The sequence below is a fragment of the Streptomyces sp. NRRL S-37 genome (assembly GCF_000721605.1).
Classification (GTDB): Bacteria; Actinomycetota; Actinomycetes; order Streptomycetales; family Streptomycetaceae; genus Streptomyces.
In genome coordinates, this window is record NZ_JOIZ01000039.1 from 31,792 (window position 1) to 49,518 (window position 17,727).

16 protein-coding genes, 3 tRNA genes and 1 pseudogene are annotated in these 17,727 nt (G+C 71.4%); 10 read left to right on the forward strand and 10 right to left on the reverse strand.

Features of this window, described 5'->3' with window-relative positions:
* The first annotated feature begins 2 nt into the window (after window positions 1-2).
* Both IH50_RS0135430 and IH50_RS0135435 read left to right on the forward strand, forming a co-directional pair.
* The gene (locus IH50_RS0135430; RefSeq protein ID WP_030872122.1) at window positions 3-1,091 is read left to right on the forward strand and encodes a Leu/Phe/Val dehydrogenase; all 1,089 of its coding nucleotides are present in this window, start codon (window positions 3-5) and stop codon (window positions 1,089-1,091) included.
* Between the two features lie 319 nt (window positions 1,092-1,410).
* On the forward strand, window positions 1,411-1,659 hold the full coding sequence (locus tag IH50_RS0135435; protein WP_030872124.1) for a DUF3073 domain-containing protein: 249 nt from the start codon (window positions 1,411-1,413) through the stop codon (window positions 1,657-1,659).
* 117 nt (window positions 1,660-1,776) lie between these two features.
* Here the strand turns inward: IH50_RS0135435 and purM are convergent, their stop codons facing one another.
* From purM to purS, 7 genes are all read right to left on the reverse strand, one after another.
* Window positions 1,777-2,844, reverse strand: a complete 1,068-nt coding sequence (gene purM, locus IH50_RS0135440) for a phosphoribosylformylglycinamidine cyclo-ligase (protein WP_030872125.1) — start codon at window positions 2,842-2,844, stop codon at window positions 1,777-1,779.
* 33 nt (window positions 2,845-2,877) lie between these two features.
* Window positions 2,878-4,404 carry an amidophosphoribosyltransferase gene (purF, locus tag IH50_RS0135445; RefSeq protein ID WP_030872128.1) on the reverse strand — a complete coding sequence of 509 codons (1,527 nt, stop codon included), beginning with the start codon at window positions 4,402-4,404 and terminating at the stop codon, window positions 2,878-2,880.
* Between the two features lie 62 nt (window positions 4,405-4,466).
* A complete protein-coding gene (locus IH50_RS0135450; RefSeq protein WP_030872131.1) occupies window positions 4,467-5,252 on the reverse strand; it encodes an META domain-containing protein in 786 nt (261 codons plus the stop codon).
* A gap of 49 nt (window positions 5,253-5,301) precedes the next feature.
* Complete coding sequence (locus IH50_RS0135455; RefSeq protein ID WP_030872133.1) at window positions 5,302-6,099, reverse strand: maleylpyruvate isomerase family mycothiol-dependent enzyme; 798 nt, start codon at window positions 6,097-6,099, stop codon at window positions 5,302-5,304.
* Window positions 6,100-6,305: 206 nt separating this feature from the next.
* Complete coding sequence (purL, locus tag IH50_RS38235) at window positions 6,306-8,564, reverse strand: phosphoribosylformylglycinamidine synthase subunit PurL (RefSeq protein ID WP_037873490.1); 2,259 nt, start codon at window positions 8,562-8,564, stop codon at window positions 6,306-6,308.
* Window positions 8,561-9,241 carry a phosphoribosylformylglycinamidine synthase subunit PurQ gene (gene purQ / locus IH50_RS0135465; protein ID WP_030872136.1) on the reverse strand — a complete coding sequence of 227 codons (681 nt, stop codon included), beginning with the start codon at window positions 9,239-9,241 and terminating at the stop codon, window positions 8,561-8,563. The genes purL and purQ overlap by 4 nt, the downstream gene beginning before the upstream one ends.
* Window positions 9,238-9,501, reverse strand: a complete 264-nt coding sequence (gene purS / locus IH50_RS0135470; RefSeq protein ID WP_006133353.1) for a phosphoribosylformylglycinamidine synthase subunit PurS — start codon at window positions 9,499-9,501, stop codon at window positions 9,238-9,240. Before purS ends, purQ begins: the two co-directional genes overlap by 4 nt.
* 353 nt (window positions 9,502-9,854) lie before the next feature.
* Between purS and IH50_RS0135475 the strand changes: the two genes are divergently transcribed.
* The 8 genes from IH50_RS0135475 (at window position 9,855) to IH50_RS0135510 (ending at window position 14,404) form a co-directional block, all read left to right on the forward strand.
* On the forward strand, window positions 9,855-10,172 hold the full coding sequence (locus IH50_RS0135475) for a histone-like nucleoid-structuring protein Lsr2 (protein ID WP_030872140.1): 318 nt from the start codon (window positions 9,855-9,857) through the stop codon (window positions 10,170-10,172).
* A gap of 148 nt (window positions 10,173-10,320) precedes the next feature.
* Window positions 10,321-10,392 (forward strand) — tRNA-Gly (locus tag IH50_RS0135480).
* Between the two features lie 80 nt (window positions 10,393-10,472).
* A tRNA-Gly gene (locus IH50_RS0135485) sits at window positions 10,473-10,548 on the forward strand.
* 128 nt (window positions 10,549-10,676) lie between these two features.
* Window positions 10,677-11,639 (forward strand): ABC transporter ATP-binding protein, encoded by a 963-nt coding sequence (locus IH50_RS0135490; RefSeq protein ID WP_030872143.1) that lies wholly within the window; start codon window positions 10,677-10,679, stop codon window positions 11,637-11,639.
* A complete protein-coding gene (locus tag IH50_RS0135495; RefSeq protein ID WP_030872145.1) occupies window positions 11,636-12,424 on the forward strand; it encodes an ABC transporter permease in 789 nt (262 codons plus the stop codon). Before IH50_RS0135490 ends, IH50_RS0135495 begins: the two co-directional genes overlap by 4 nt.
* A 29-nt stretch (window positions 12,425-12,453) precedes the next feature.
* A complete protein-coding gene (locus IH50_RS0135500; RefSeq protein WP_030872148.1) occupies window positions 12,454-13,698 on the forward strand; it encodes a sensor histidine kinase in 1,245 nt (414 codons plus the stop codon).
* A complete protein-coding gene (locus tag IH50_RS0135505; RefSeq protein WP_030872152.1) occupies window positions 13,695-14,309 on the forward strand; it encodes a response regulator transcription factor in 615 nt (204 codons plus the stop codon). Before IH50_RS0135500 ends, IH50_RS0135505 begins: the two co-directional genes overlap by 4 nt.
* Window positions 14,310-14,331: 22 nt before the next feature.
* Window positions 14,332-14,404 (forward strand) — tRNA-Gly (locus IH50_RS0135510).
* A 46-nt stretch (window positions 14,405-14,450) separates the two neighbouring features.
* Here IH50_RS0135510 and IH50_RS0135515 read toward each other — a convergent pair.
* The 3 genes and pseudogenes from IH50_RS0135515 to IH50_RS0135525 all read right to left on the reverse strand — a co-directional run.
* Entirely contained in the window at window positions 14,451-15,350 is a 900-nt protein-coding gene (locus IH50_RS0135515; protein ID WP_030872155.1) for a phosphoribosylaminoimidazolesuccinocarboxamide synthase, read from the reverse strand.
* 69 nt (window positions 15,351-15,419) lie between these two features.
* Window positions 15,420-16,946, reverse strand: a complete 1,527-nt coding sequence (locus IH50_RS0135520) for a N,N-dimethylformamidase beta subunit family domain-containing protein (protein ID WP_030872157.1) — start codon at window positions 16,944-16,946, stop codon at window positions 15,420-15,422.
* A 173-nt stretch (window positions 16,947-17,119) separates the two neighbouring features.
* A pseudogene (locus IH50_RS0135525) lies at window positions 17,120-17,727 on the reverse strand (hypothetical protein); the annotation flags it as partial.

Sequence of the window (17,727 nt, forward strand, 5' to 3'; positions counted from 1 at the left end):
CAGTGACCGACGTATCTGACGGCGTCCTGCACACCCTGTTCCGTTCGGACCAGGGGGGCCACGAGCAAGTCGTGCTCTGTCAGGACCGCGCCACCGGTCTCAAGGCCGTCATCGCCATCCACTCCACCGCGCTGGGCCCCGCCCTCGGCGGTACGCGCTTCTACCCGTACGCCTCCGAGGAGGAGGCCGTCGCCGACGCGCTGAACCTCGCGCGGGGGATGTCGTACAAGAACGCCATGGCCGGGCTCGACCACGGCGGCGGCAAGGCCGTGATCATCGGCGATCCGGAGCAGATCAAGAGCGAGGAGCTGCTGCTGGCCTACGGCCGGTTCGTCGCCTCGCTCGGCGGCCGGTACGTCACCGCCTGCGACGTCGGCACGTACGTCGCCGACATGGACGTCGTGGCCCGCGAGTGCCGCTGGACCACCGGCCGCTCCCCCGAGAACGGCGGCGCGGGCGACTCCTCCGTGCTCACCTCCTACGGCGTCTACCAGGGCATGCGGGCCGCCGCCCAGCACCTGTGGGGCGACCCCTCGCTGCGCGACCGCAAGATCGGTGTCGCGGGCGTCGGCAAGGTCGGCCACCACCTGGTGGAGCACCTGCGCGCCGAGGGCGCCGAGGTCGTGATCACCGACGTGCGCGAGGACGCCGTGCGGCGCGTCCTCGACCTGCACCCCCAGGGTGTGACGGCCGTCGCCGACACCGAGGCGCTGATCCGCACCGAGGGCCTGGACATCTACGCCCCGTGCGCCCTGGGCGGGGCGCTCAACGACGACAGCGTGCCGGTGCTCACCGCCAAGGTCGTCTGCGGCGCCGCCAACAACCAGCTCGCCCACCCGGGCGTGGAGAAGGACCTCGCCGACCGCGGGATCCTCTACGCGCCGGACTACGTGGTGAACGCCGGCGGTGTCATCCAGGTCGCCGACGAACTGCACGGCTTCGACTTCGACCGGTGCAAGGCGAAGGCGTCGAGGATCTTCGACACCACGCTCGCCATATTCGCACGTGCGAAGGAGGACGGGATTCCGCCGGCCGCCGCGGCCGACCGGATCGCCGAGCAGCGGATGGCGGAGGCGCGCCCGGTGCGCTGACGCGTACGTGGGCGACTCGGCCCGGGACGTTATTCGTACATGTGAGCGGTACCCGCCGGAGGGCACTTGGAGAGAACTCTCACTTCTCCCGGCGGGTCGACCGTCGATAAGTGGTTAAAATCGCGATTGACCTGCGAGGACGGGGTACCTCGAAGGTCCTGGGCACGGGCACGTCATGCGGGCGACGTACCGTATGGGCGCGGGCTCAGGTACCGTGGAAGCCCTACGGACCGGACTCTCCGCTGAGAGTCCGTTCTGGACCATGAACGCGTGTCAAGACTCTGGGGCCGTCGAGCCCCGTCGTTGAGGGGGTCGAGCCATGGGGCGCGGCCGGGCCAAGGCCAAGCAGACGAAGGTCGCCCGCCAGCTGAAGTACAACAGCGGTGGGACTGATCTCTCCCGCCTGGCCGAGGAGCTGGGCGCATCGCCGTCGAACCAGCCACCGAACGGTGGCCATTTCGAGGACGATGAGCAAGACGACGACCTGTACGCACGGTACGCCGACCTCTATGAGGACGACGACGAGGACGAGGACGGCCCGTCCTCGCAACAACGTCGCGGCGCTTGACCTTGCGTTGAACCCGGTCGGTGACCCCGGTCACCGACCGGGTTCAGTGCTGCCCCGGCAGCACCGGACACCTGATGTGCCGCCCGCACGCTCAGCGCGCGGGCGGCACACCGTCGCTCACTTCGCGTAGTCACCGACGAGGGCCGCGCCCGTGGTGTGCTCGCCGCGGTCGGTGATCTCACCGGCCACCCAGGCGTCCACCCCGCGGTCGGCCAGCGTCGCCAGCGCCACGTCGACGGACTCCTGCGGCACGATCGCGATCATGCCGACGCCCATGTTCAGCGTCTTCTCCAGCTCCAGCCGCTCGACCGAACCGGTCCGGCCGACCAGGTCGAACACCGGTGCGGGGGTCCAGGTGGAGCGGTCCACGGTCGCGTGCAGTCCGTCGGGGATGACGCGGGCCAGGTTGGCCGCGAGTCCGCCGCCGGTGACGTGGCTGAAGGCGTGCACCTCGGTGGTGCGGATCAGCGCCAGGCAGTCCAGCGAGTAGATCTTGGTGGGCTCCAGGAGCTCCTCGCCGAGGGTGCGGCCCAGTTCGTCGATCCGGCCGTCCAGGGCGAGCCCGGCCCGCTCCAGCAGCACGTGGCGGACGAGGGAGTAGCCGTTGGAGTGAAGCCCGGAGGACGCCATGGCGATCACCGCGTCACCCGTACGGATGCGGTCCGCGCCGAGCAGCCGGTCGGCCTCCACGACGCCCGTACCGGCCCCGGCGACGTCGAAGTCGTCCGGACCCAGCAGGCCGGGGTGTTCGGCCGTCTCACCGCCGACCAGGGCGCATCCGGCCAGCACACAGCCTTCCGCGATGCCCTTCACGACGGCGGCGACGCGCTCGGGGTGGACCTTGCCGACACAGATGTAGTCGGTCATGAACAGCGGCTCGGCGCCGCACACCACGATGTCGTCCATGACCATGGCGACCAGGTCGTGGCCGATGGTGTCGTAGACGCCCAGCTGCCGCGCGATGTCGACCTTGGTGCCGACGCCGTCCGTGGCGGAGGCGAGCAGGGGCCGCTCGTAGTTCTTCAGGGCGGAGGCGTCGAAGAGGCCGGCGAATCCGCCGAGGCCACCGAGGACCTCGGGGCGGCGCGTCTTCTTCACCCACTCCTTCATGAGCTCGACGGCGCGGTCGCCCGCCTCGATGTCGACGCCCGCCGCTGCGTAGCTGGCACCAGTGTTCTGGGACATGACTGTGAGAGCTTTCGTGTCGTCCGTCAGGGCTTACGGGCGGCGGATCGCGTCGACCGAGGCCGGGGCGGCGGTGCCGGCGGCCAGCTCCGTCTCCAGGAGCTGCTTGCCGAGGAGCTCGGGGTCGGGCAGGTCCATCGGGTACTCGCCGTCGAAGCAGGCGCGGCACAGGTTCGGCTTGGCGATGGTGGTCGCCTCGATCATGCCGTCGATGGAGATGTACGCCAGCGAGTCGGCGCCCAGCGAGGTGCCGATCTCGTCGATCGTCATGCCGTTGGCGATGAGCTCCGCGCGGGTGGCGAAGTCGATGCCGAAGAAGCAGGGCCACTTCACGGGTGGCGAGGAGATCCGGATGTGGACCTCGGCCGCGCCCGCCTCGCGGAGCATCCGGACCAGGGCCCGCTGGGTGTTGCCGCGCACGATCGAGTCGTCGACGACGACCAGGCGCTTGCCCTTGATGACTTCCTTGAGCGGGTTCAGCTTCAGGCGGATGCCGAGCTGCCGGATGGTCTGCGAGGGCTGGATGAACGTACGTCCGACGTACGCGTTCTTGACCAGGCCGGCGCCGAAGGGGATGCCGGACGCCTCCGCGTAGCCGATCGCGGCCGGAGTCCCGGACTCCGGGGTGGCTATGACCAGGTCGGCCTCGGCCGGGGCCTCCTTGGCCAGCCTGCGGCCCATCTCGACACGCGAGAGGTACACGTTCCGGCCGGCGATGTCGGTGTCCGGGCGGGCCAGGTACACGTACTCGAAGACACAGCCCTTGGGCTTCGCTTCCGCGAATCGCGAGGTGCGCAGCCCGTTCTCGTCGATGGCGACGAACTCGCCCGGCTCGATCTCACGCACATAGCTCGCGCCGCAGATGTCGAGGGCGGCGGACTCGGAGGCGACGACCCAGCCGCGCTCCAGGCGGCCGAGGACCAGCGGGCGGATGCCCTGCGGGTCACGGGCCGCGTACAAGGTGTTCTCGTCCATGAAGACGAGGCTGAAGGCGCCCCTGACCTTGGGCAGGACCGCGTGCGCGGCCTGCTCCACGGTCACCGGCTCGCCGTCGGCGGCGCGCTGGCCGGCCAGCAGGGCGGTGATCAGGTCGGTGTCGTTGGTGGCCGCCACCTTGGGGGCGCGGCCGTTCTCCTTGGGGAGCTCGGCGACCATCTCGGCGAGCTGCGCCGTGTTGACCAGGTTGCCGTTGTGGCCGAGCGCGATGGATCCGTGCGCGGTGGCGCGGAACGTCGGCTGGGCGTTCTCCCACACGGAGGCGCCGGTGGTCGAGTAGCGGGCGTGTCCGACCGCGATATGACCCTGGAGCGAACCGAGCGAGGTCTCGTCGAAGACCTGGGAGACCAGGCCCATGTCCTTGAAGACGAGGATCTGGGAGCCGTTGCTGACCGCGATTCCCGCGGATTCCTGGCCCCGATGCTGGAGGGCGTAGAGCCCGAAGTACGTGAGCTTGGCGACCTCTTCACCCGGGGCCCAGACACCGAAGACGCCGCAAGCGTCCTGGGGGCCCTTCTCACCGGGGAGCAGGTCGTGGTTGAGTCGTCCGTCACCACGTGGCACGCCTCCGAGTGTAGGCGAGGCGGGCCGCTGGTCCGAATGCGGGATACGGGACCGGCGGTGGATCAGCGTTCCGCGACGGCCCGCACACGGGTGCCGTTTTCGCTGGTCAGCGTGAGGGTTCGGCCTTCGATCGCGTACTTCGCGGTGCCGTTGAACAGCTTCGTCAGCGCCTTCTCGCCGTCCATGAGTGAGTCTTCGCACATCATTCGGGTCAGGGACGGCACGCCGAGGGTGATATGGCCGTCGCGCACGGTGGCGTCGGCGTTCACGTGGTTGCAGCCGAGCCGGCCGGAGACGGTGCCCTCCTCCTTGTCGAAGGTGAGGTGGGCGCGGCCGTCGAGGGCGGGGGTGGTGACGGTCCACCGGGTGCCGTACAGCGGGGTGTCCTCGGTGCGGCTCAGGCGGACGGTGTCGCCGGACCCGGTGGTGAGGGTGAGGCGGCCGTCGTGCACGTCGGTCTTCAGGGCGCCGTCGCCGAGGGTGGCGGCGAGGGTGCTTTCGAGGTCCATGACCTGCGCGTCGCAGGCCCGCAGGGTGGTGTCCCGGTCGCCGAGCCGGATGCGGTCGCCCTCGAAGGTGACCCGGCCCTTGAACAGGTTGCATCCGTAGCCGCCCTCGGCCCCGCCGTCCTCGTCGAGGGTGAGGTGCGCGCCGTCGGGGGCGCGGTGGGTGGTGCCGTCGACGGTGACGTCGTCGATGGTCCAGCGGATGCCGGTGACCGGCTTCTGTGCCTGTGCGGTGCCGCTGCCGGCGCCCGCCTGCTCGCTGCCACAGGCCGCCGCGAGCGGGACGACGAGCACGGCGAGGGCCGTCAGGGTCATGCGCTGCTGGTGCTTCTGCCTGTACATGCCGATTCGACGGGGGCGGGGGGCGCGTGGTTCCCCTTGCGCGCCGGGCTCATCCCAGCAGGGGCAGATACGGCGCGAGGTCCGCCCGTTCCCCGCTCGCGCTCACCTTCGCGCCGGCCACCGCGTCCTGCCAGGCCGTCCGGCCGGAGGCCAGCCTCGCCCAGGTCAGCGGGTCGGTCTCGACGACGTTCGGCGGGGTGCCCCGGGTGTGCCTCGGCCCCTCCACGCACTGCACGACCGCGTACGGCGGGATCCGCACCTCCGTGGAGCCGCCGGGGGCCTTCGCGGCGAGCGCGTCGGCCAGCAGCCGGGTGCAGGCGGCGAGGGCCTGACGGTCGTACGGGATGCCGAGACCGGGCACGGCGGCATTCAGGTCGTCGGTGTGGACGACGAGCTCGACGGTGCGGGTGACCAGGTAGTCGGCGAGGGTGATGGCGCCGGTCCGGGTGGCGAGGAGACGGGTGTCCGGCGCGTCGGCGAGGCGCTCGGTGAAGCGCTGCTCGGTGCGGGCGTAGAGGGCGTCGAGGTCGGGATTCGCGCCGGCCAGCGCGCGGGTGGCGTCGGCGATGTCACCCGCCCGGGCGGCGGTGGCGGAGGGCCAGTCGAGGAGGGCCAGCTCGGCCTTCGGCGGTGCCTCGCGGTCGAGGTTGCGGCTGACCGTCTCCACCGCCATGGTCACGTGCGCGGCCAGCTCCCGTACGGTCCAGTCGCCGAGCCGGGTGGGCAGCGCGAGCTGCTCGGGGGTGAGGGTGCGCACGGCCGCCCGTACGTTCCCGAACTGCGCCAGGACGGCGGCGCGGGTCTTGACGGGGTCGTAGGAACGAGCACGCTTCTTGGCCGGTGGCATGGCGGAAGCCTATGCGGGCGCGGCCGACGCCGGACGGGGTACGTCGGACACCTCGCCGTCGCGGTGTCCGGGGCGGGGCCGTCCGGGTCGCCGACGCGCTCCGTCCCCGTCCGTCTCGCACGGAGGCGGTCCGGCGATGACCGCACCACGCCGCAGCCCCCGCCCGGCGGACCGGGCGGGGGCTGCGGACGGAAGGGGCGGGAGGATCAGGCCAGCAGGGCCGGGATCGTGCCCTCGTGGATCTCGCGCAGCTCGGCCAGGGGGAGCGCGAACTCGCCCTGGACCTCCACCGTGTCGCCGTCGACGACGCCGACGCGGGTGGCCGGGAGGCCGCGTGCGCCGCACATGTCGTTGAAGCGGACCTCCTCCGAGCGCGGCACGGCGACGATCGCACGGCCGGCCGACTCGGAGAACAGGAAGGTGAAGGCGTCGAGCCCGTCCGGGACGACCAGACGCGCGCCCTTCCCGCCCAGCAGCGCCGACTCGACGACCGCCTGGATCAGACCGCCGTCGGACAGGTCGTGCGCGGAGTCGATCATGCCGTCGCGGGAGGCGGAGATCAGGATCTCGGCGAGCAGCCGCTCCCGCTCCAGGTCGACCTTCGGGGGCAGGCCGCCGAGGTGGTCGTGGATCACCTGGGACCAGGCCGAGCCGCCGAACTCCTCACGCGTGTCGCCCAGCAGGTACAGCAGCTGGCCGTCCTCCTGGAAGGCGACCGGGGTGCGGCGGGCCACGTCGTCGATGACGCCGAGGACGGCGACCACCGGGGTCGGGTGGATGGCGGCCTCGCCCGTCTGGTTGTACAGCGAGACGTTGCCGCCGGTCACCGGGGTGCCGAGCTGCTGGCAGCCGTCCGCCAGACCGCGCACGGCCTCCGCGAACTGCCACATGACGGCCGGGTCCTCGGGCGAGCCGAAGTTCAGGCAGTCGGAGACCGCGAGGGGCCTGGCGCCGGTCGTGGCGACGTTGCGGTACGCCTCCGCGAGGGCGAGCTGGGCGCCCGTGTACGGGTCGAGCTTGGCGTAGCGGCCGTTGCCGTCGGTGGCGATCGCGACGCCGAGGCCGGACGCCTCGTCGATGCGGATCATGCCGGAGTCCTCGGGCTGGGCCAGGACGGTGTTGCCCTGCACGAAGTGGTCGTACTGCTGGGTGATCCACTGCTTGGAGGCCTGGTTGGGCGAGCCGACCAGCTTCAGGACCTGGTCCTTCAGCTCCTCGCCCGTCTCCGGGCGGGGCAGCTTGTTCGCGTCGTCCGCCTGGAGCTCGTCCTGCCAGGACGGGCGGGCGTACGGGCGCTCGTACGTCGGGCCCTCGTGGGCGACCGTGCGCGGGTCGACGTCGACGATCTTGCCGCCGTGCCAGAAGATCTCCAGCCGGTCACCGTCGGTCACCTCGCCGATGACGGTGGCGATGACGTCCCACTTGTCGCAGATCTCGAGGAAGCGGTCGACCTTGTCGGGCTCGACGACCGCGCACATCCTTTCCTGCGACTCGCTCATGAGGATCTCCTCGGGGGAGAGCGTCGAGTCGCGCAGCGGTACGTCGTCGAGGGTGACGCGCATGCCGCCGGAGCCGTTGGAGGCCAGCTCGGACGTGGCGCAGGACAGGCCGGCCGCGCCGAGGTCCTGGATGCCGACGACGAGCTTCTCCTGGAACGCCTCCAGGGTGCACTCGATGAGGAGCTTCTCCTGGAAGGGGTCGCCGACCTGCACGGCGGGGCGCTTGGAGGGCTTGGCGTCGTCGAAGGTCTCGGAGGCCAGGATGGAGGCGCCGCCGATGCCGTCGCCGCCGGTGCGGGCCCCGTACAGGATGACCTTGTTGCCGGCGCCGGAGGCCTTCGCGAGGTGGATGTCCTCGTGCCGCATGACGCCGATGGCACCGGCGTTGACCAGCGGGTTGCCCTGGTAGCAGGCGTCGAAGACGACCTCGCCGCCGATGTTGGGCAGGCCCAGGCAGTTGCCGTAGCCGCCGATGCCGGCGACGACGCCGGGCAGGACGCGCTTGGTGTCGGGGTGGTCCGCGGCGCCGAAGCGCAGCGGGTCCACGACCGCGACCGGGCGGGCGCCCATGGCGATGATGTCGCGGACGATGCCGCCCACGCCCGTGGCCGCGCCCTGGTAGGGCTCGACGTAGGAGGGGTGGTTGTGCGACTCGACCTTGAAGGTGACCGCGTAGCCCTGGCCGACGTCGACGACGCCGGCGTTCTCGCCGATGCCGACGAGCAGGGCGTCGTTCTGGGGGGCCTTCTCGCCGAACTGGCGGAGGTGGACCTTGGAGGACTTGTACGAGCAGTGCTCGGACCACATGACGGAGTACATGGCGAGTTCGGCGCCGGTCGGGCGGCGGCCGAGGATCTCCACCACCCGCTCGTACTCGTCCTTCTTCAGGCCCAGCTCGGCCCAGGGCAGCTCGACGTCGGGGGTCGCGGCCGCGTGCTCGACCGTGTCCAGAGGCGTCCGGCTCATGCGTTGACCAGCTTCTTGAGGATCGAGGTGAAGAACGGGAGGCCGTCGGTGCGGCCGGTGCCGATCAGCGGCTCGACGGCGTGCTCGGGGTGCGGCATCAGGCCGACGACGTTGCCCGCCGCGTTGGTGATGCCGGCGATGTCGTTGAGCGAGCCGTTGGGGTTGACGTCGAGGTAGCGGAAGGCGACGCGGCCCTCGGCCTCCAGCTCGTCCAGCGTCCGCCGGTCGGCCACGTAGCGGCCGTCCATGTTCTTCAGCGGGATGTGGATCTCCTGACCGGCCGTGTAGTCGGTGGTCCAGGAGGTGTCCGTGTTCTCCACCCGCAGCTTCTGGTCGCGGCAGATGAAGTGCAGGTGGTCGTTGCCCAGCATGCCGCCGGGCAGCAGGTGGGCCTCCGTGAGGATCTGGAAGCCGTTGCAGATGCCCAGCACCGGCAGACCCGCCTTGGCCTGGTCGATGACGGTGTCCATCACCGGCGAGAAGCGCGCGATGGCGCCGGCGCGCAGATAGTCGCCGTAGGAGAAACCGCCGCAGAGCACCACGGCGTCGACCTGCTTGAGGTCCTTGTCCTTGTGCCAGAGGGCGACGGGTTCGGCACCGGCGACGCGGATCGCGCGCTGGGTGTCCCGGTCGTCCAGGCTGCCCGGGAAAGTGACGACGCCGATACGAGCGGTCACTTCGCGGCCTCCGCGACTTCCTCGACCCGTACGGTGAAGTCCTCGATCACGGTGTTGGCGAGGAAGGATTCCGCAAGATCGTGGATACGGGCGAGCGCGGCCTCGTCGACCGGCCCGTCAACTTCCAGTTCGAATCGCTTTCCCTGACGGACGTCCGAGATCCCTTCGAAACCCAGTCGCGGCAGTGCGCGCTGCACCGCCTGGCCCTGGGGGTCGAGGATCTCCGGCTTGAGCATGACGTCGACTACGACGCGTGCCACTGGCACTCCCGGTGTGTGGTGCTGAGCAGGTCCCTTCAGACTACCCGCACAAAATTTCTACGCGAGTAGAGTTGGAGGAATCTACGTGAGCGCCGTCACGATTCGGCATCACGGGCAGACATCCGGGAAAAGTTCCGGGAAAGATCTCCGTTCACCCGCACATCTCTATTGCGCACCGGACACGCGGACAGATTTAGTCGGGCTTCACATTGCAATGCCGGGCACTGTACAAATGAATTGTCATTAGCAGATACTTTGCCCGATTACAGGCGAACAGCCGACATCTCGACGATGTACCGGCACGTCATCACGGGCGTCCGGACGAGAGATGCCGCACGAAGGGACCGATATTCGTGGCGCAGAAGGTCGTGGTCACTCTCTTTGACGACATCGACGGCTCGGAAGCGGCGGAAACGATCGCCTTCGGACTGGACGGCACGTCGTACGAGATCGACCTCAATGAAACCAATGCCAGGAAACTGCGTGCGGCCCTCGAGCCCTACGTGGACGCCGGCCGCAAGCGGTCGCGCTCCGGCAAGGCGTACCGGCAGACGGAGGTCGCCCCGGACCCGGCCGCCGTGCGCGCCTGGGCCCAGGCGAACCGGATGGACGTCCCCGCGCGCGGGCGGATCCCCAAGAAGGTCTACGAGGCGTTCGCCGCGGCGCGGTGAGCGGCTCGGTGAGCCGGCCGGGTGACCCGCCTCGACGGCCGGTCACCCGTCCCCCGCGGCAACCGACTTGCGCAGCACCCCTGCTGATCAGCTAGAGTCTGGAGCACGCCGAGGGGCAAGGCCGAAAGGCCCGGCTCACGGAGTACATGCGGGTGTAGTTCAGTAGCAGAACATCCCCCTTCCAGGGGGAAGGCGCAGTGTGCAATTCCTGTCACCCGCTCTGCATCGCCGTACCGATCACGCTTGTCGATCGGGTAGGCTGGTGCTCGCGCCGATCGGTGAGAGCCGGTCGGAGGCAATGCGGACGTAGCTCAGTTGGTAGAGCGCAACCTTGCCAAGGTTGAGGTCGCGAGTTCGAGCCTCGTCGTCCGCTCCAGATCAAAGGCCCCGGTCATCGACCGGGGCCTTTGTCGTGTGCGCGCTCACGGCCCGTCTGACATTTGTCATGTCCGGTGATGACAGTCCGCACTGCCGGACCGCCTTGGCCGCCGGGATGCTCGAGGCATGGAAGCGAACGAACACGAACACGTGATTGAGGTCACCGGCCTGCGACGTGTCTACGGGGGCGGGTTCGAAGCGGTCCGCGGGATCGACTTCTCGGTACGGCGCGGAGAGGTCTTCGCCCTGCTCGGCACCAACGGCGCCGGCAAGACCTCCACCGTCGAACTGCTGGAGGGGCTCGCCGCCCCGGCCGGCGGGCGGGTCCGGGTGCTCGGCCACGACCCGTACACCGAACGCGCCGCCGTACGGCCCCGCACCGGCGTGATGCTCCAGGAAGGCGGGTTCCCCTCCGAGTTGACCGTCGCCGAGACCGCCCGGATGTGGGCGGGGTGCGTCAGCGGGGCCCGCCCCGAGCGGGAGGTGCTGGCGCTGGTCGGGCTGGAGCCGAAGAGCGGCGTCCGGGTGAAGCAGCTCTCCGGGGGCCAGCGGCGCCGCCTGGACCTGGCGCTCGCGCTGCTCGGCGAGCCCGAGGTGCTCTTCCTCGACGAACCCACCACCGGGCTCGACGCCGAGGGCCGCCGGGACACCTGGGAGCTGGTGGGCGCGCTGCGCGACGGCGGTACGACCGTGCTGCTCACCACGCACTACCTGGAGGAGGCCGAGAACCTCGCCGACCGGCTCGCGATCATGCACGAGGGCCGGATCGCCGCCACCGGCACCCCGGCCGAGGTGACCGCGAGCGAGCCGTCCCGGATCACCTTCGAACTGCCCGAGGGCTACTTCGTGGGCGACCTGCCGCCCCTCGCCGCACTGGGCGTGAGCGACCACACGGTCGACGGCCGGACCGTCCGGCTGCGCACCCGTGAACTGCAGCGGGCGGCCACCGGACTGCTGATGTGGGCGCAGGGCGCCGGGGTGGAACTGCGCCGGCTGGACGTGCGGTCGGCATCGCTGGAGGAGGCGTTCCTCGGGATCGCCAAGGACGCGTCGGCGGGGACGACGACGCCGAAGGAGTACGCGGCATGACCACGACCACGGCCAGGACCACGACCACACCGGTGAGCCGGATGGTCTCCCTCGCCCGCGCCGAACTGACCCTGCTGGGGCGGAGCAAGGGCACGCTCGTCACCGCGCTGTTCGTGCCGCTGGTACTGCCGCTGAGCGTGCGGTCGGCGGCCGAGGAGATGGACCTCGCCGAGGCGGGACTGACCCCCGGCGCCGTGGTGCTGCCCGCCGCCGTCGGCTTCTCCCTGCTGTTCGCCGTCTACTCCGCCCTCGTCGGTGTCCTCGTCGTCCGGCGTGAGGAACTCGTCCTCAAGCGGCTGCGCACGGGCGAGCTGCGGGACGCCGAGATCCTCGGCGGGTCCGCGCTGCCGTCCCTCCTCACCGGGCTGGTGCAGTGCCTGGTGCTGACCGCGGCCTGTGCGGTGCTGCTGGACATGTCCGCGCCGTCCGCGCCGCATCTGGCCGTCGTCGGCCTGCTGTTGGGGCTCGTGATGTGTGCCGCGCTCGCGGCCGGCACCGCGGGCCTCACCCGGACCGCCGAGAGCGCGCAGGTCACACCGATGCCGCTGCTGATGGTCTCGATGATCGGCTCCGGCATGTTCGTCCCGCTGGAACTGCTCCCCGACCAGGTGGCCTCGGTCTGCGAGCTGCTGCCGCTGACCCCGGTCGTCACCCTGGTGCGCGGCGGCTGGACCGGCGACCTGTCGGCCTACGAGGCCCTGGGCGCCCTCGCGACGGCGGTGGCCTGGACCCTGCTGGCGGTGTTTGCTGTACGGCGGTGGTTCCGCTGGGAGCCGCGACGCTGACGTACGTGAGAGCGGGGAGAGGGCGGGACATGGGCAGGCCGGGTGGCTGGTGGGGGCGCAAGAGCACACCGGCGAAGGTCGAGACGTACACGCGGTGGTCGTTCCACTTCGTCTGCCTCTCCGAGATGGCCGCGATCGGCCTGCCGGCCCTCGGGCAGGCGGGGGGACGGCTCGCCCTCGCCCTGTCGCTGCCGGTCATCGCGCACGCCGCGCTGGGCCTGGTGGTCGTCTCCCGGTCCCTGGACTGGACCCGCGGACGGCGTCCCCAGCCCCTGCGGCTGCTGTGGACGCACGGCGCCCTGACCGCGGCGCTCGCGGCCGCCGCGCTCGCCGTCGCGCAGCACGGGCCGCCGGGTGACGACGTCGACACCGTCGCGGGCTCGGTCTTCGGGGGCGTGCTCTGCTTCGGCGCGGGCATCGTCACGCTCGGGGTGCGCGACCGGCGGCGCGTCCTCGCCGTCGTCGGCGGGTTCGTGACCGGAGCGTTCCTCGTGCTCCTGCTGCTGGGCGCGCCCGCTCTCACCGCGCTGGGAACGGCCGCGATCGCACTGGCCGGCGCCGGCTTCCTCGCCTTCACCGCGGTCTTCTCCGTCTGGCTGCTCAACGCCGTCTACGCGCTCGACGAGGCGCGCGAGACCCGGGCCCGGCTCGCGGTCGCCGAGGAGCGGCTGCGGTTCGGGCGGGACCTGCACGACGTGATGGGGAGGAACCTCGCCGTGATCGCGCTCAAGAGCGAGCTGGCCGTCCAGCTCGCGCGGCGCGGGCGGCCCGAGGCGGTGGAGCAGATGATCGAGGTGCAGCGCATCGCCCAGGAGTCCCAGCGGGAGGTGCGCGACGTGGTGCGCGGCTACCGGGAGATCGACCTGGAGGCCGAACTCAGCGGTGCGCGGGGAGTGCTGAGGGCGGCCGGGATCGACTGCGAGGTGAGCGGTGAGACGGGCGGGCTGCCCGGTGAGGTGCAGTCGGCGCTCGGCTGGGTCGTGCGGGAGGCGACCACCAACGTGCTGCGGCACGGGGACGCGAAGAAGTGCACCGTGTCGGTGCGGATGCCTGAGGGGCGTGTGGTGTTGACGGTGCAGAACGACGGGGTCACGGCTCCGTCCGGGCCGGCCGGCCCGGACGGCGTGGGCGGTTCGGGTCTGGCGGGGCTGCGGGAGCGGCTGTCGGCGGTGGGCGGCACGCTGACCGCCGGAGGCGTCGGCAAGGGCGCGTTCCGGCTGGTCGCGGAGGTGCCCCTGAGCGGTGCCGGGGCCGCGCTGGAGGTGGCGTCGTGACGGACGTCGTCCGGGTGCTGCTCGCCGACGACGAGCACCTGATCCGGGGCGCGCTGGCCGCCCTGCTCTCCCTGGAGGACGACCTCCTCGTGGTCGCCGAGGCGGCCTCCGGTCCCGAGGCGCTGGCGATGGCGCGGGCGCACGCCCCCGACGTCGCCGTACTGGATCTGCAGATGCCCGGCGCGGACGGTGTGAAGGTCGCCACATCCCTGCGGGCGGAGCTGCCCGGCTGCCGGGTGCTGATCGTGACCGGTCACGGGCGGCCCGGTCATCTGAAGCGGGCGCTCGCGGCGGGTGTGCGGGGTTTCGTCCCCAAGACCGTCAGCGCCCAGCGGCTCGCGGAGCTCATCCGCACGGTGCACGCGGGAAACCGTTACGTCGACCCGGAGTTGGCCGCCGACGCGATCGCCGCCGGCGACTCCCCGCTGACCGCGCGCGAGGCCGAGGTGCTGGAACTCGCGGCGGACGGGGCACCCGTGGCGGAGATCGCGGAGCGGGCCGCGCTGTCCCAGGGGACCGTGCGGAACTACCTCTCCTCGGCCGTCTCGAAGCTCGGCGCGGAGAATCGTCATGCGGCGGTCCGTCTCGCACGGGAGCGGGGTTGGGTATAGTGGGTGTCGCGCCACGGCGCATGCGAACGTAGCTCAGTTGGTAGAGCGCAACCTTGCCAAGGTTGAGGTCGCGAGTTCGAACCTCGTCGTTCGCTCCCTATGAAGGCCCCGGTCGAATCGACCGGGGCCTTCGTCGTGCGCTCAGCTCCAGGTGGTGCCGGTCAGGCGCTCGTACGCCTCCACGTACTTGGCGCGGGTCGCGTCCACGACGCGCTCCGGCAGCGGCGGCGGGGGCTGCTCGCTCTTCCGGTCCCAGCCCGACTCGGCGGAGGTCAGCCAGTCCCGCACGAACTGCTTGTCATACGACGGCTGGGGGCGGCCCGGTTCCCACTGCTCGGCCGGCCAGAAGCGGGAGGAGTCCGGGGTGAGCACCTCGTCTGCGATGACCAGGGTCTCGCCGTCGAAGCCGAACTCGAACTTGGTGTCCGCGAGGATGATGCCCCGGTCGCGGGCGATGTCCCGGGCGCGGGAGTAGGCGGCGAGGGTCGCCTGGCGGAGCTGGGCGGCGGTCTCCGCGCCGACCTGGCGGGCGACCTCCTCGTAGGAGACGTTCTCGTCGTGCTCGCCGACGGCGGCCTTGGTGGCCGGGGTGAAGATCGGGGCGGGCAGCTCGGAGCCGTCCACCAGGCCCTCGGGGAGGGCGAGGCCGCAGACCGTGCGGGACGCGTCGTACTCGGCCAGGCCCGAGCCGGTGAGGTAGCCGCGGGCCACGCACTCGACCGGGACCATGTTCAGGGACTTGCAGACCAGGGTGCGGCCGGCCCAGTCGGCGGGGGCGCCGTCCGGGAGCTCGGTGCTCAGGACGTGGTGGGGGAGCAGGTCGGCGAGCTGGTCGAACCACCACAGGGAGAGCTGGGTGAGGACCCGGCCCTTGTCGGGGATCTCGGTCGGCAGCACCCAGTCGTAGGCGGAGATGCGGTCACTGGCGACCATCACGAGGTCGCCCGCCTCGCTCCGGTACAGCTCGCGCACCTTGCCGGTGTGCAGATGCACCAGACCCGGAACCTGGATCGGCTCGGGCTTTTCGACGAATCCGGACACGGTTTCTCCTTGTGGTTCTTTCCAAGTGACTCGATTCTCCCGTATGGGGCGGACGATCGCGGCCGCGGGTCAGTCGCGTTTGCAGATGCGGTCCAGGAGGTTGGCGGTGGCGCGCTGGACGCGGGCGTCGGTGTGGCCGGGGCGGTCCAGGGCCGGTGACCAGGCGAAGGTGCCGGAGGCGAAGACCCAGGCGCCGGAGGGGGCCCGGTAGAGGGACGTCTCCTGGTGGCGGCGGACGCCCTGGCGGTCGGTGTACGGGGAGTGGGCGAGCAGGACGCGCTCCTCGTGATCGGGCAGCGGGGTGCGCGGGTAGTAGCGGTCGGCCTCGGCGGCGACCATGCCCTCGATGCCGTCGCCCTCCTGCGCGCCGGTCGACTCCCACATCCAGTGGCCGGCGTTGCGGACGATCAGCGGGTGCGGCTCCGGGACGGGGCCGGCGTACTGGATGCCCAGCAGCTGCTGTTCGGCGCGGTCCTGCTCCCGCCACAGCGTGGGTTTCCCCGGGCCCTGGCGTTTGCGGCAGGTCAGCAGGCGGGCGGGGCCGGACGGGGAGGGGGCGAGCTCCACCTGCCAGTACATGGTGTTGGCGGAGAGGAAGACGAGGGACGTGCCGTGCTCACGGGCGTGCTCCACGGCGGTGCGCATGGGGACCGACCAGTACTCGTCGTGGCCGGGGAAGATCAGGCCCCGGTAGCGGGCGGGGTCGATCCGGCCGGCGTGCAGGTCGCGGGCGTCGGCGTAGGCGAGGTCGTAGCCGTAGCGCTCGGCCCAGCGGATGACGTCGTAGGCGTGGCCGACGTGCAGCGGGAGGCCGGCGCCCGCGTACGGGCGGTCGAAGGAGACGGTGGTGGCGGCGTCGGCCTCGCCGAGCAGCCGGCCCTGCTCGTCCCAGGCGTGGTAGAGGCTCGCGCCGGTGCGGCCGTCCTCCGGGTAGAGGTTGTACGCCTGCCAGGTGACGTCGGGCAGCACCAGGAGGAGGTCGGCGTGGCGGTTGTCGCGGACGGTGAACGGGATGTGCGAGCGGTGGCCGTCGGCGGTGGTGAGAACGGCGACGTACGCGCCGACACTCCAGTACGACGGGATTGGTAACCGCCAGGAGAGCCACCAGTGGTGGCAGGAGACGGTGCGGTCGGCGGTGAGCGGCGCCGGCTGCACGATGCCGGAGAGGCGGGGACTGGAGGTGATCTTGGTGGCGCCGTGGCCGCCGTAGTGGCCGATGCGGTAGACGTCGACGTCGAACGGCTGGGGCGGGTCGACGGTGATGTGGAAGTCGATGGAGTCGCCGGGGGCGACCGCGCCGGTGGAGGCGAAGCCCTTGATCTGGCGGTGCACGTCGTCGGCGGCGCGGAGCCCGACGGAGTCGGAGGAGGCACGGGGGGCGGGGATCCTCGGGCCGCCCTGTTTCGGGAGGCGGGCGGCGGCCCGCTCGGCGTCCGTGTACGGCTCCGGTTCCACGTACCAGGGGACGACCTGGCCGCTGTCGCCGAAGTACGTCTCGCTGCCGCGCAGCCACGGGAGGGGGCCCTGGCCGAAGGGGTCGTTCACGGCGTGCGCCAGTGCTCCCGATTCCCAGCGGCGGATCTGCTCCGAACCCATGATCGCTCCCCTCCCCGGTGTTATGTGGTTGTCGTATGTCGCGCGCTCTTGCCAGGGAGCGCGAACGGTCCAAGCACATCACATTGCGCACGTCTTCCGTCACCGTTCGTCTTGAATTGACCGAAAACGGAAGGGTGGGCTCCGGAGGTCCGGAGGAGGCGGGCGGCGTCGGCTCAGACGAGCCGTACGGGCTTCTCGGGGCGTATGCCCTGCCGGGTCAGCCACAGCCGGAGGGCGGAGGGGTCGCCCTCCTCGATGAGGACCAGGACCCGGGAGGAGAGGTCGGTGGTCCGTGTCCCGCCGAGGAGAAGCGTGGGGCCGTCGAGCCAGTCGAGGCCGGGGGTGGCACCCGCGGTGTCCATCGCGGCGCAGCAGACCATCGCCGCGATGTGGTCGGCGAGCAGCTCACGCGCGGTGCGCGGGGGCTGGAGCGGGAAGAGGGGGAGCGCCTGGCCGTCCCGGAGGGCGACGGCGTCCGCGCCGGCGGCGGAGGCTCCCGCCGCCTCCTCCCTGGCCAGCTCGGCACTCAGCCGGACGGCGAGAGCGGCACTGCGGGGGGTGGCACCGGCCAGGTCCTCGTCGTCGGGGTCGGGAGTCATGGACGGGCCGAGGCCCATGACCGGCCCGGCGGGCAGGACGGAGGCCGGGGCCGGGTCGGGCTCGGCGGGTGAGCCGGGTGCCGTGGGCGGGGTGGACGTCGTGAGGGGGCCGGGGTCCGTGGGTGGGACGGGCTGTGGGAGGGGGGTGGTCAGGTGGGTCAGGACCCGGGCGAGGGTGGGGC